The sequence below is a fragment of the Arthrobacter sp. BGA-UO-ETr-C19 genome (assembly GCF_059568005.1).
Map to the genome: position 1 here is coordinate 218,814 of NZ_JCAQPC010000015.1, position 13,647 is coordinate 232,460.

At 62.7% G+C, this 13,647-nt stretch carries 12 protein-coding genes; 7 read left to right on the plus strand and 5 right to left on the minus strand.

All coding sequences use genetic code 11. The features are described 5' to 3' along the window. Positions 1-11: 11 nt before the first annotated feature. The 5 genes from AC57BR_RS08230 to AC57BR_RS08250 are packed head-to-tail and all read right to left on the minus strand — an operon-like array spanning position 12 to position 5,632. Positions 12-1,007, minus strand: a complete 996-nt coding sequence (locus AC57BR_RS08230; protein ID WP_496359343.1) for a D-2-hydroxyacid dehydrogenase — start codon at positions 1,005-1,007, stop codon at positions 12-14. Next, positions 1,004-2,101, minus strand: coding sequence for a tartrate dehydrogenase (locus AC57BR_RS08235; protein WP_496359345.1), 1,098 nt, complete (start codon positions 2,099-2,101; stop codon positions 1,004-1,006). The genes AC57BR_RS08230 and AC57BR_RS08235 overlap by 4 nt, the downstream gene beginning before the upstream one ends. Continuing rightward, positions 2,098-3,639 (minus strand): aldehyde dehydrogenase family protein, encoded by a 1,542-nt coding sequence (locus AC57BR_RS08240; RefSeq protein WP_496359347.1) that lies wholly within the window; start codon positions 3,637-3,639, stop codon positions 2,098-2,100. The genes AC57BR_RS08235 and AC57BR_RS08240 overlap by 4 nt, the downstream gene beginning before the upstream one ends. Before the next feature lie 13 nt (positions 3,640-3,652). Further along, on the minus strand, positions 3,653-4,930 hold the full coding sequence (locus AC57BR_RS08245) for an NAD(P)/FAD-dependent oxidoreductase (RefSeq protein WP_496359349.1): 1,278 nt from the start codon (positions 4,928-4,930) through the stop codon (positions 3,653-3,655). Between the two features lie 27 nt (positions 4,931-4,957). Beyond that, a complete protein-coding gene (locus tag AC57BR_RS08250; RefSeq protein ID WP_496359351.1) occupies positions 4,958-5,632 on the minus strand; it encodes a haloacid dehalogenase type II in 675 nt (224 codons plus the stop codon). Positions 5,633-6,041: 409 nt separating this feature from the next. Between AC57BR_RS08250 and AC57BR_RS08255 the strand changes: the two genes are divergently transcribed. The 7 genes from AC57BR_RS08255 (at position 6,042) to AC57BR_RS08285 (ending at position 13,421) form a co-directional block, all read left to right on the plus strand. Beyond that, complete coding sequence (locus tag AC57BR_RS08255; protein WP_496359353.1) at positions 6,042-6,968, plus strand: ABC transporter substrate-binding protein; 927 nt, start codon at positions 6,042-6,044, stop codon at positions 6,966-6,968. A 57-nt stretch (positions 6,969-7,025) separates the two neighbouring features. Further along, entirely contained in the window at positions 7,026-7,913 is an 888-nt protein-coding gene (locus AC57BR_RS08260; RefSeq protein WP_496359355.1) for an amino acid ABC transporter permease, read from the plus strand. Continuing rightward, positions 7,910-8,677 (plus strand): amino acid ABC transporter ATP-binding protein, encoded by a 768-nt coding sequence (locus AC57BR_RS08265; RefSeq protein WP_496359358.1) that lies wholly within the window; start codon positions 7,910-7,912, stop codon positions 8,675-8,677. The genes AC57BR_RS08260 and AC57BR_RS08265 overlap by 4 nt, the downstream gene beginning before the upstream one ends. Beyond that, the gene (gene solA / locus AC57BR_RS08270) at positions 8,678-9,811 is read left to right on the plus strand and encodes an N-methyl-L-tryptophan oxidase (RefSeq protein ID WP_496359360.1); all 1,134 of its coding nucleotides are present in this window, start codon (positions 8,678-8,680) and stop codon (positions 9,809-9,811) included. An 84-nt stretch (positions 9,812-9,895) separates the two neighbouring features. After that, positions 9,896-11,149 carry an aspartate aminotransferase family protein gene (locus AC57BR_RS08275; protein WP_496359362.1) on the plus strand — a complete coding sequence of 418 codons (1,254 nt, stop codon included), beginning with the start codon at positions 9,896-9,898 and terminating at the stop codon, positions 11,147-11,149. A gap of 84 nt (positions 11,150-11,233) precedes the next feature. Then, a complete protein-coding gene (locus AC57BR_RS08280; RefSeq protein WP_496359364.1) occupies positions 11,234-12,688 on the plus strand; it encodes an NAD-dependent succinate-semialdehyde dehydrogenase in 1,455 nt (484 codons plus the stop codon). A gap of 40 nt (positions 12,689-12,728) precedes the next feature. Next, the gene (locus AC57BR_RS08285) at positions 12,729-13,421 is read left to right on the plus strand and encodes a GntR family transcriptional regulator (protein ID WP_496359366.1); all 693 of its coding nucleotides are present in this window, start codon (positions 12,729-12,731) and stop codon (positions 13,419-13,421) included. Positions 13,422-13,647 lie beyond the last annotated feature (226 nt).

Here is a 13,647-nt window from a genome sequence, read left to right on the forward strand (position 1 = left end):
GCAATCGATGGTTAATTGGCGTAGGGATCAGGAGTCGGGACGAACCCGAGGGCCTTGTCCACGACGTTCTCCAGCGGCTCGCCGCTGCAGTACCGTTTCAGGTTGTCCACGAACAGCTTGCTGAGGTCATCGAGATAGTCGTCCGTGTCACCGCTCATGTGGGGTGTGATGATGACGTTCTCCATGCCCCACAGGGCGTGGCCGTCCGGCAGCGGCTCGGGATGCACCACATCAAGGGCGGCGCCCGCAATCGCTCCCGAGGCCAGCGCTTCAGTCAGTGCCCCGGTATCCACCAGGGGCCCGCGGCCCACGTTGATCAGATACGCGGACTGCTTCATGGCCGCGAGGACGTCTGCGCCGACCAATCCACTGGTCTCAGCCGTCAGTGGTGCTGCGAGCACAACTACGTCGTAGCCGTGGACGATCCCGGCGAGGTCGGGCGAGGAGTGGATGCGGCCGAAGTCCGCGTCCCCGGGACGACCGGTCCGGCCCGCGCCGTCGACGTCCATGCCGACGGCGCGGAAGAGCCGGGCGATCTCCCGGCCGATGGATCCGGTTCCCACCACCAGGACGCGCTGGCCGTGTATCTTGCGGGTGACACGGTGCTGCCAGCGTTGCTGCTGCTGCAGCCGGAACGAACCCTGCGCGTCCTTGGCCAAGTCCAGCACAAAACCCAGTGCGAACTCCGCGATCGCCCGGCTAAGCACGCCCCGGGAGTTCGTGTAGGTAATGTCGCTGCGGATCAGCTCATCAAACATCAGCTGGCTGACCCCCGCCGCCGTGACATGGACCCATTGCAGGGACGCGGCGGCCCCCCAGTTCTCCCGCAAAGCCGGGGAGAACGAGTGCCACTGATACAGCACGTCGGCGCCCTCCAGAGCCTCCGCAAAACCGTCCGCCTTGGTCAGCCGAACCTCCGCGAGCTCCTCGACCTCCGCCAGGCGGGGCGGCAACGCCTCCCGGTAGAGGGCCGCGACGACGGGGCGCTTGCGCTCCGGTGCGGTCATCGCGCTGACGTTGCGCTCGTGCTGTCCGCGTAGTTTGCGGTAAGCGCGTCAATAGCAGCCACCACCGCAGCCGTGAACTCCGACGTCGACGAGGCTCCCCCAACATCCCGGGTGCCGAAGCCGTCGCGCAGCGCCGATTCGAACGCGGCCTGCAGGTGGGCGGCTGCCTCGGGATGGCCGAGGTGCTCCAGCATCATCGCCCCCGACCAGATCTGCCCCACCGGGTTTGCCAGACCCTTTCCGGCAATATCCGGAGCCGAACCGTGGACCGGCTCGAAGAGGGACGGGTGGTCCCCCTCCGGGTTCAGGTTGGCGCTGGGGGCCAAGCCGATGGAACCTGTCGCTGCACTGCCAAGGTCCGAGAGAATGTCGCCGAACAGGTTGGATGCCACAATGACATCCAGCGTCCAGGGCTTCAGGACAAGGTGGGCGGCGAGTGCATCCACGAGTTCGCTGGTGAGGGTGACATCCGGGTACTCGCGCACCGCTTCGGCAACGACCTCGTCCCAGAACGGCATGGTGTGCACGATGCCGTTGCTCTTGGTGGCCGAGGTGAGTTGCCCGCGCCTGGATGCGGCCAGCTGTGCCGCATAGTGCGCTGCCCGCAGCACGCCAAGTCGGGTGAAGACCGTGGTCTGCATGGCACTTTCCTCGGGCAGCCCGCGGTACATGCGGCCGCCGACCTCCGAATACTCCCCTTCGTTGTTCTCCCGGACGATGAGGAGGTCGATCGGATGCTTGGCCACAAGCGGTGACGCAACGCCGTCGAGCGTTTTTACGGGACGCAGGTTGATGTACTGCTGGAACTCGCGCCTGATGGGGATCAGCAGCCCCCACAGGGATTCAGTGTCCGGAACGTCCGGCGACCCCACCGCGCCCAGGAAAATGGCGTGGTGTTTGGCGAGCTGCTCCAGCCCGTCCTCGGCCATCATCCGGCCGTGGCGGGCATAGTATTCGGATCCCCAGTCGAAGTACGTAAACTCCAGATCCAGGGAGTGAAGTTCCGCAATGCGCTCAAGGCAATCGATGGCCGCGGGCACTACTTCGTTGCCGATGCCGTCACCGGGGATGACAGCGATCTTGTGGGTGCTCATGATATTTTCCGTTCCGGCAGGCCGCCCGGCAGCTGCTGCCAGCGGGCGCCCGGTCCTCCAAGGTTGACTATGGTGCTTTTAGGTTCCGTCATCTCGTGGACGGTATACCGGACGCCTTCCCGCCCCACGCCGGACTTCTTGAAGCCGCCGAAGGGCATGGAATCGATGCGGACGTCGCTGGTCTCGTTGATCACCACGGCGCCCACGTGCAGCTTGTCGGCGAGGGCCAGCGCCTGGTCGATGGACTGTGTAAAGACGCCGGCCTGCAGTCCGTAGTCGGAGCTGTTGGCGGCATGGACAGCGTCTGCGACGCTGTTGAAGGGCATGATGCTGACGACCGGACCAAACACTTCCTCACGGATCACCCGGCATTCCGCCGGCGCATCGGTCAGGACCGTCGGCTCGTAGTAGGCGTTCCGCCGCTTCCCCCCGGCATGGATGCGTGCCCCGGCGGCCTTGGCCTCTTCGACCCATTCCTCGACCCTCCGGGCTTCCGCCTCGGTAATGAGCGGGCCCACGTCAGTGCTGCGGTCGAGTTTCGGCCCAGTCCTGAGCGCCTTTGTGCCGCGGGTTACCCGCTCGAGTACTTCCTCGAACAGCGAGATGTGCACGTAGACGCGCTGGACCGAAAGGCAGTTTTGCCCGGCAACACCGAACGCCCCGGCCACGATGGCATCAGATGCCTGAACGGCGTCCGCGTCGGAACAGACAATTGTTGCATTGTTGCCGCCCAGTTCAGAGAGAATCTTTTTGGCTCCGGCTGTCGCCGCAATGCGGTCCGCAGTCTGGGGACCGCCGGTGAAGGAAATCAGATCGACCTGGTCATCTCCCACCAGCGCCTCGGAAACGCCGGGCCCGGAGACAATCGCGGCGATGCGTCCCGACGGGACACCCGCTTCGAGCAGCAACTGGACAAACGCCAGACCGGTCAGCGGGGTACGGCCGGAAGGCTTAAGCACGACGCCGTTGCCGCCGATGAGGGCCGGGCCCAGCTTGTGCGCCACCAGATTCAGCGGATCGTTGAACGGAGTAATCGCGGCAACAATCCCCACCGGCTTCCGGCTGTACCAGCCGATCTTGCCCGCACCGGCCATGCTGTCCTCGAAGCCCAGGGTCTCCCCTGTAAGTTCTCCGGAGGCGGCAGCTGAAAGGCGCAGGGTTTCAATGCAGCGGCGCACCTCACGCTCCGCCTCGGTGATGGTTTTGCTGCTCTCCGCGGCGATGATCCGGGCGAATCGCCCGGATTGATCAGCGAGAAGCTGCGCTGCGGTCTCCAACGCCTGTCTGCGGGACCGCAAAGGCCACTCCGCAGCCCGTAGATGGCGGTGGATGTGGGCGACTGCCCGGCGGACGTCCTGGGGCGAAGAGGAACAGACCCGGCCAAGCAGAATGCCGTCTTCAGGGTCGCGTATTTCCAGGATCATGTCGGCGGTCTGCCATTGGCCTTCGAAGAAGGCACCGCCGGGAAGGTTAGCGATTTCTGCCCGGCTGTACCCTGTTTCCGGGCGCGCGTCAGCGAAGGGTTCGGATAGCGTCATGTTAACCCCTTGCCTACTTGACCCGGTCAATGATCTTGGCGGCTGCGCCGATGAACGGGAGGAACCAGGGCGGGCCGAAATGGCCCGGCACGGGCGGGTTTTTCAGGTCCTCCCACACGTTGGCGCTCTTGTCCCCGGCCATGTAGTGGGCCATCCTCTTGCCCATGTGGGCTGCCATCTGCACCCCGTGTCCGCTGTAGCAGAGGGAGTAGAAGAGCCCGTCGTGGACACCTGCGTGGACCATCTGGTCCATGGAGAGATCCACCAGTCCGCCCCAGATGTAGTCCACCTTCGTGTTGGAAAGGTAGGGGAAAAGTTCAAGCATGGCCTTGCGCAGGATCTCGGCGCTCTTCACGTCCGAATCCGGGCTGGACAGCGCAAAGCGGGCGCGGCCGCCGAACAGGAGCCTGTTGTCCGGGGTAATCCGGAAGTAGTAGGTCAGCATCTTGCTGTCCGAGGCCTGCCGCCTGTGGGGCAGGATGCGGTTGACCACGTCCTCGGGCAGCGGGTTCGTCACAATGATGAAGCTGCCCACCGGGATTACCCGGCGCTGCAGCCAGGGGGTCACCCCACCGGTGTAGCCGCTGGTGGCCACGAGGACCTGCTTGGCCCTGGTGATGCCCCGGGTGGTGTGCACGTCGTGCACGGTGCCTGAGACCTTCTTCAGCTCGGTGACCGCTGCGTTCTCGCAGATGTCCGCTCCGGTAGCGGCGGCCACCTTCGCCAGCCCATGGACGAACTTCCCCACATGCAGGCCGGCCCCCAGCGGATCCATCATCGCGCCCTGGTAGAAGTCCGTGCCGATTTCACTGTGGATCTCGGACTTGGGGATCACGGTGACATGGTGGTTGGCCAGGGTGGCCAGCTTCTCCTGCGACTTCAGGAAGCCCTCATAGTGGGACTTGTGGAAGGCCAGCGACAGCTTTCCAAAGCGGTTGTAGTCGCAGTCGATGCCATTGTCACGGACGAGCTTCTCGATGGTGTCGATGGCGTCGTTGTATTCCCGGAACATCTCTACGGCGCGCGTCGCGCCGTAGCGCTTGACCGCGGTGCTGAAGCTGATGGCCAACCCGGTCGTCGCCATTCCCCCGTTGCGGCCCGACGCGCCCCACCCCACGGTGTGGCGTTCGAAAACGGCAACGCTGGCGCCTTGCTTGGCAAATTCCAGGGCGGCGGACAGCCCCGTAAATCCGGCGCCGATGATTGCCACATCGACATTCTCGGGTACCGGAGTCTGCCGGTAGTCTCCGGATGCTTCGGCTGTGTCCAGCCAGTAAGGAATGAGTTTCACGGTTTGACCTTTCGCCTTGACGTCGGTTTAGAGACCGAGGTGCTCGTTGATCTCGTCCAGGGACTTAGCAATGTTGAGGTCGTAGCCCGGGCCAATGGGGTCATAGCCACGGTCCAGCATCCAGAGGTTCCGGAAGCCCATGTCGTGCATCGGATGCATGTCGTAGCGTGTGTGCGAAGAGATGTGCAGGAAGTCCTCCGGCTTGGCGTTCAGGGTATCGAGCATGTACTCGAAGGCCTGGTAGCGCGGCTTGTAGGCCTGGGCCTGCTCAGCGGTCAGCACGGCGTGGAAGTTTGCGCCGAGCTTGGGAATGCTGATGTCCAGGAAGCTGTCGTCGGCGTTGGACAGAGCCACCAGCTTGTAGTTGTCGCCCATGAGTTTCAGCGGAGCCGGCACGTCCTCGTGGGCAACCCAGCCGCGTACCGCCTCAGCGAACGCCGCACCGGCGCCTTCGGTCGGTCCAATGCCCCAGCGCTTGCACACGCGGTCAAAGGAATCCTGAAGGATCTGCTCGTAAGGCTTGAAGTCGCCAAGGACCTCGTCGAACCGGTACCCGCGGAACTGCTTCTTGAAGGCAGGCCACTGCTCTTCTGAAATGCGGCCATCGAGCAGGCGACGCGTGGTGGGATCAATGTCGAAGTTGATGAGAGTGCCGTAGACATCGAAGGAGATGTACTTCGGCCGGAAATTGGTCTCTGCCATGATTCGTCCGTTCGTTGAAATTTGTGCGAGGCCCGGATTGTTGGCCATCAGCTATCCGTTGTCGGGGCTGGCGGATTCTTCCGCACCGGAAGACTATTCTGCCCGTTGCTCTCGACTGTAGGCCCGAAAATTGTCAATTGTCAACAGTTCTTAGTGAGATTCCTTCTCAAGAAGTAAGCGCACCAAACCAATTGATTTTTCTTATCGTCAATTGTTGACAATCTGCGGTCAAGGGGGTTGCATTGCTCTTGGATGCGGAACGAGATCCGGATCACAGCCCCGCATGAAGCACCAACCGCCAGGACCACCTTCGCCTCTGCCAACAGCAGTCAAGACAAGCGGAAAGTCCTGGAAATACTGCACCCGTTCCAGACCCACCTCAGCTGGAACCATTTCGAAGGGAAGCACCATGAAGAACAGAAGCAAAGTCCAGACCGCCGCCACAGGCCTTGCCGTCCTGTTGGCCTTGAGCGCCTGTGGCGGATCGGCCACTGGAGGCACGGCTCCGGCCGATTCCAAGACCTCGAACACCGCCGATATTTCCGAGGGTGTCCAGCCTGATGCGGCCGCGGTCAAGCTGTTGCCGCAGTCCTACAAGGACAAGGGCGAACTGACGGTGGCCATGGACCTCCACTACCCGCCCACCACGTTCCTCGCAGACGATAACGTCACGCCGATCGGCGTCAATCCGGACATCGCGCGCCTCGTGGCGAAGAAGCTGGGCCTGAAGCTGAAATTCGAGAACACCGCGTTCGACACCATCATTCCCGGCATTGACGGCGGCCGCTATGACTTCACAGCCACCACGATGTCACCCACCGCCGAACGGCTGAAGGTCCTGGACATGATCGACTATCTCAATACCGGCGTCTCGGTGGCCGTGGCTCATGGCAATCCGCTGAACATCAGCAATGACGATATGTGCGGCCGGAACATCGCGGTCACCAAGGGCTCCAACGCCCAGTTGAAGCATCTTCCGAACATCTCGGAGTGGACCTGCACCTCCAAGGGCAAGCCGGCCATCAACGCTGTTACGCTGCCCAACGTTCAGGAGGCCCTGACGCAGCTGGCGTCCAAGCGGGTTGACGGCGTCTTCTATGACACTCCGGCGCTGGTCTGGGCAGACCAGCAGCAGCCGAACACTTTCACGGTCCTGACACCACAGGTGGATACCCGCTCGGACCACACCGTTGCCATTGGCCTGAAGAAGGAATCACCGCTGTCCCCTGCTCTGCAGGCAGCGACGCAGTCCGTCCTTAAAAGCCCCGAATACAAGAAGTCCCTCGAGAATTGGGGCCTGAACAATCTGGCAATCACCGACGCCAAGCTCAACTAGCGGGGTATTTTCATGCAGCCAGTGATTATCGAAAGAAGTGGAACCACAATGAGTGGGATGGATTCAGCACTCAAGCCACGGCTCCGGCGGCGCAGCACCTTCGAGTACGTCGCGTGGGTCGTCTGCAGCCTGATCGCCATCGGAATTCTCATCTCGGTATCAACCAATCCCAATTTCAAGTGGGGCGTGGTCGCCAAGTACTTCACGTACGAAACGATCCTCCGCGGCCTGATGCTCACGATCTTCCTGACACTTGCCAGCATGGCCCTGGGAACGCTCCTGGGCCTGGGCCTTGCCGTCATGAGATCCTCGAAGCTCAAACCGGTCGCCGCTACCGCGGGTGTCTACATCACCCTGTTCCGTGGCACCCCGGTCCTGGTCCAGCTCATCTTCTGGTTCAACATCGCCGCGCTCTACCCCAACCTGACCATCGGCATCCCCTTCACCAACATCAGCACCGCGATCGACGTGAACGCCCTGATGGCACCCATCACCGCAGCACTCATCGGCCTGACCCTCAACCAGGCCGCCTACATGGCCGAAATCATCCGCGGCGGGTTCTCCGCCGTCGGCAAGGGCCAGATCGAGGCCGCCGACTCCCTCGGCATGAGCGCCGGCATGAAGATGCGCAAGGTCATCATCCCCCAAGCCATGCCCTCGATCATCCCGGCCACCGGAAACCAGTTCATCGGCATGTTCAAGGAAACCTCCCTCGTCAGCGTGCTCGGCGTCGCCGAACTGCTCCAAAGCGCCCAGCTCATCTACGCCCGCACCTACGAGACCATCCCGCTGCTGATCGTCGCCAGCCTCTGGTACCTGGTGATGACCCTCCTGCTCAGCTACCCCCAATCCAAGCTCGAGCAAAAATACTCCCGTTCAACCTCCAGGCTTCCCCGGAAGGCGAAGAAGGTTGCCCTGACAGCACCGGAAGGTATTGCCCGATGAGTACCGACGGCACCATTCACGCCCGCAAAATCCGCAAGTCCTTCGGACCCAAAACAGTCCTCAAAGACATCGACCTGGACATCGCCAGCGGCGAAATCTGCTGCATCATCGGCCCCAGCGGCTCCGGCAAATCCACCGTCCTGCGCTGCATCAACGGCCTGGAAACCGTCGACACCGGAGTCCTGAAAGTCAACGGCGAAAACTTCGGCTACTACGAAACCGACTCCGCCTACCACGCCCTGCCCCCCAAGAAGCTCGCCGAACAGCGCACCAGGGTCGGCATGGTCTTCCAGCAGTTCAACCTCTTCCCCAACATGACCGCAAACGAAAACATCATGGCCGGACCCGTCCTGGTCAAAGGCCAGGACAAGAAACAAGCCCTGACGCGGGCGCACGAACTCCTCGCCAGCGTCGGCCTGGCCGGGTTCGGGGACTACTACCCCGCCCAGCTCTCCGGCGGGCAGCAGCAGCGCGTCGCGATCGCCCGGTCCCTGGCCATGGACCCCGAGATCATGCTCTTCGATGAACCCACCTCCGCCCTGGACCCCGAAAAAGTCGGCGAAGTCCTCATGGTCATGCAGGACCTCGCCAAGAAGGGCATGACCATGGTGGTCGTCACCCACGAAATGGGCTTCGCCCGCGAAGTCGCCGACTCCCTGATTTTCATGGACGATGGCTGCGTCGTCGAACGCGGCGACGCCCGCGAAGTCCTCTCCAACCCCAAAGAACCCCGCACCCAGGCCTTCCTGGACAAGGTGATTTAAATGACCGACGGCAAACTCGCAGTCATCGGCCTGGGCAGCATCGGATCCATGGCCCTCTGGCAGGCCTCCCGCCTGACCGGTTCCGTCACCGGATTCGAAGCCCACGCACCCGCCCACGCCCGAAGCGCCGTAGGCGGCGACACCCGCCTCTTCCGCATGATCTACCGCGGCAACCCCGGCTACTACCCCATCCTGGAACGCTCCCGGGACCTCTGGGCCGAACTCGAAGCCGAAACCGGACAGGACATGCTCACCCGCTGCGGCGGACTCTCCATCGGCACCAAAAACGGCCCCTACCTCACAGCCCTGCTCGAAACCACCAGGACCAACGGCGCCGCCCACGAACTCCTCAGCCGCGCCGAAATGGCACACCGCTACCCCCAGCACAACCTCCGCGACGACGACGTCGCCGTCTACGACCCCCACGCCGGGGCCCTGCGCACCGACCGCGCCGTCACCGCCGCCGTCGCCGCCGCCCAGGCCAACGGGGCCACCATCCACACCAACACCCCCATCGACAGCATCACCGAAACCGACGACGGCGTCCTCATCACCTCCGGGGAGAAGTCATGGACCTTCGAGAACGTCATCGTCTCCTCCGGCGGCTGGTCCCAACGCCTCATGCCCGACGACCTCAAAGCAGCCACGGAAACCCGACGGATCTTCCTGACCTGGTTCGTCGCCCGCGACGCAGCCGAGTTCACACCGGAAAAGTTCCCCGTCTTCATTCGCATCTCCGGGGACCGCTCCATGTACGGCGCACCCGCCGTCGACGGCGTCACAGTCAAAGCCACCCTGGACGGCCGCGGCGCACCAACGCCATCCGCGGACTCAGTGCCAAGGGAACTCACGCCGGCAGAAATCGCCGAAACGACCGAGACCGTCACCGACTTCTTCCCCGGGCTGTTTCCCCATATCGTCCGCTCGGACGCCTTCCCGGACCTCTTCACCAAAGACAGCCACCCTCTCCTCGGCCGACTCAACCAAGGCGGCAGAATCTACTGCGCCACCGGCTTCTCCGGTGCCGGCTTCAAGAACGCCACCGGATTCGGGGAGATTGCCGCCCACGAGGCCTTGGGCAAAAGCTCCTTCGACGGCCTGGATTTCGTGCGGCCCCAACGTTTTACCGCCTAAATACCCCATCTCGTCGGACAAACGGCGATTCACCTCATATCGCCAATTGTTGACAATCTACATCTCCTGAGAAAGTATGAAGCCATGGCAACTCTTAGCCCCATCCTCAAGCAGGCAACGCCGGTCATCGTTGATCACGCAGTTGGCTCCTGGATTCACGCCACCGACGGCAAGAAGTACCTCGACTTCACCACCGGCATCGGCGTCACCAGCACAGGTCACTGCCACCCGGACGTCGTCGCGGCAGCCCGCGAACAGGTGGGCAAGATTGTCCATGCCCAATACACCACCGTGATGCACAAGCCCCTCCTTGAGCTCACAGAAAAGCTGGGACAATTCCTGCCCTCGGGGCTGGACAGCGTCTTCTACGCCACCTCGGGCTCCGAAGCCGTGGAAGCCTCAGTGCGACTGGCCCGCATGGCAACCGGCCGGCCGAACATTATCTCCTTCCAGGGCGGCTTCCACGGCAGGACAGTCGGAGCAGCCTCCCTCACCACTGCAGGCACAAAATTCCGTTCCGGCTTCTCCCCCCTCATGGGCGGCGTGCATGTTGCACCCTTCCCCCACGCCTACAGGTACGGCTGGGATGAAGAAACAGCCGTTGCCTTCGCCCTGAAGGAACTGGACCACCTCCTGGTCAGCATCAGCAGCCCCAGTGATACGGCAGGCTTCATCATCGAGCCCGTCCTCGGCGACGGCGGCTACATCCCAACGCCTGTTGCCTTCCTGCAGGGGTTGCGGGAGCGTGCCGACCGGCACGGGATCGTCCTTGTCGTGGACGAAGTCCAGGCTGGCGTGGGCAGGACCGGAAAGTTCTGGGGACACAACTGGGCCGACATCCGCCCTGACATTGTCATAACCGCCAAGGGCCTCGCCAGCGGATACCCCATCTCGGCGATTGCCGCCTCGGCGGAGCTGATGGGCAAGGCATGGCCTGGCTCGCAGGGCGGCACCTATGGTGGAAACGCCGTCGCCGCCGCAGCAGGCGTCGCAACGTTGGGCGTCATAGAGCGCGAGAACCTGGTGTCCAATGCACTGGTGCGGGGCGACGAGTTGCGCTCCGGGCTTGACGGCCTCAGGACCCAGTTTGCGGTAATCGGGGACGTTCGGGGCCGAGGGCTGATGCAGTCCGTCGAGTTCACCGCTGCGGATAACACTCCCGATTCCGCCACAGCGCTGGCCGTCCAGCAGGCCGCGATCAAGGAAGAGCTCCTGCTCCTCACCTGCGGCCCTTATGGCAACGTCATCCGCATCATTCCGGCGCTCAACGTCAGCAGCGACGAGATCCAGAGCGGTCTCGCCAGGTTCACCCAAGCGCTGAAAGCAGCCACCTCCTAGTCCAAAGCTGGAACGGACTTCGCCGGCGGCGCATCCAGACCCGCCCCGGCGAAACCCCGCCCTACCATCACTGAAAGTGTGCCAATGAGCCTCTCATTTGACCCCAACACCCTTCACACAGACTTGTTTATCGACGGTGCCTGGCAGAAGTCCAGCAATGGCGCGACCTTCCCCGTCGAGAACCCGGCCACGAATGAAATCATCGCCCAGGTGGCCGACGGCGACGCTGAAGACGCAGCACGCGCCATTGAGGCAGCAGGCCGCGCCCAGGCGGAATGGGGCAAGTCCACTCCCCGTGAACGCGCCGACATCCTGCGCCGCGCCTACGAACTGGTCATCGCTGGCACCGACCGGCTGGCAGCCATCATGACCGCGGAGATGGGCAAGCCCCTGGCCGAGGCCAAAGGCGAAGTGGCCTACGGCGCCGAGATGCTCCGCTGGTTCTCCGAAGAAGCCGTCCGGATCGGCGGAGACCACACCACCTCGGTGGATGGCAACACGCGAATCCTGATCACAAAGGAACCCGTCGGCCCCTGCGTGTTGGTCACCCCGTGGAACTTCCCGCTGGCCATGGGCGCCCGCAAAATTGCTCCCGCCGTGGCAGCAGGCTGCACCATGGTCTTCAAGCCTGCCGAACTGACACCGCTGACCTCCTTGGCCCTCGCGGACATCTTCCACCAGGCGGGTCTTCCGGACGGGGTCCTGAACGTCGTGACCACGTCCACTGCAGCCACCGTGGTGGAGCACTGGACCAACAGTGGCATCGCCCGCAAGATCAGCTTCACAGGGTCTACTGGGGTCGGCAAGATTCTGCTCCGGCAGGCGGCGGAGAACGTCATGCGCTCCTCCATGGAACTGGGCGGCAATGCTCCGTTCATCGTCCTCGCCGACGCGGACATCGAGAAGGCCGTGGACGGTGCCATGAAGGCCAAGATGCGCAACATGGGCGAAGCCTGCACCGCGGCGAACCGCTTCTTCGTGCACCGTTCCGTCGTCGAGGAATTCAGCGAGAAGTTCGCCAAGAGGATGTCGGAACTCCAGGTCGGCAATGGCGCCCTGGACGGAACCGATGTCGGTCCCCTCATCGAGCAGAAGGGCCTGGACAAGGTCGAAAGCCTCGTCTCGGATGCAGTCGCCAAGGGTGCGCGGATCCTGACCGGCGGAAGCCGCCCGGAAGGCCCGGGATACTTCTTCACCCCCACCGTCCTGACCGACGTGACCACGGATGCCGAACTTATGAGCACCGAGATCTTCGGTCCGGTAGCCGCCATCACCGCCTTCGACAGCGAGGATGAGGTCCTCCGCCTGTCCAATGACACCGAATGGGGCCTCGTTGGTTACGTTTTTACTGAGAACATGGACAAGGCCCTGCGCTTCTCCGCAGAACTGGAAGTCGGAATGGTCGGCCTCAATACGGGCCTCGTATCCAACCCAATAGCTCCCTTTGGCGGCATCAAGCAGTCGGGGCTGGGGCGTGAAGGCGGCAAGGTCGGCATTGAAGAATTTCTTGAGTACAAGTACACGGCAATAGCCGTCTGAAAATATGCAATACGCCGAAGAGTGAGATGAGGGGATATCAATGGCGGCACCAGAGGGACTGTTCGTACTGGAGGGAAGGCCCACGGCGCAGCTGATTGCAGATCAGTTGCGGGAACAAATCGTCCAAGGAACCTTCCGCCCCGGGCAGCAAATCAACGAATCTCTCCTGGCCAGCCAGCTTCGAACCTCCCGGGGACCTCTCCGGGAAGCGCTGCAGCGCCTGTGCCAGGAGGGGATCCTGGTCAGCCACCGCAACCGCGGAGTGTTCGTCCTTGAGCTTTCGACGGCGGACGTCAAGGAGATCTATGCCGTCCGCGAGTCCGTGGAATTAGCCGCTGCGAATACACTGCTCGACGCCGGGCAGGAGGAAATCAACAACACCTGCGATGTGCTGAAGGGAATAGTCGGGGACATGGCGAAGCAGGTCGCGGTCTCAGACTGGCAGGCGATCGCTCGACTGGACATGGAGTTCCACACGGCCTTCGTTGCCGGTGCTGGGAACACACGCCTGATCAGGATCTACAAGACCCTGGCGGCGGAATCGAGGATGTGTATTCTCAACCTGGAAGTCGCCTATCCCCGGGTGGATGTTCTGGTGCAGGAACACGAGAACATCCTGGACCTGCTGGAAGCAGGAGACCGAAAGGGACTCCAGCACGCCATAAAGCGGCACATGCATAAGGGTGTGGAGGACCTCACCGCATCCAGCCAAGACATCGATATCACCGCCTAGAGAGTCACTCGAAGCGCACTTCCAACGAAGAGGTGGCCCGGTCCAATGGACCGGGCCACCTCTTCGTTGGAAGTGCACGAGCGCGAGGGGAGGACCGGATCACCGGCTCGGAAGGGATAGGCGGAGACAAAACTTTGAAAATTTTTCTGTAAATTGTCGATGATCTGCTATCCGGAGGTTGCATTATTAGGTAGGAGGCGGCGGGAAAGCATGCAGAACAAGTCCG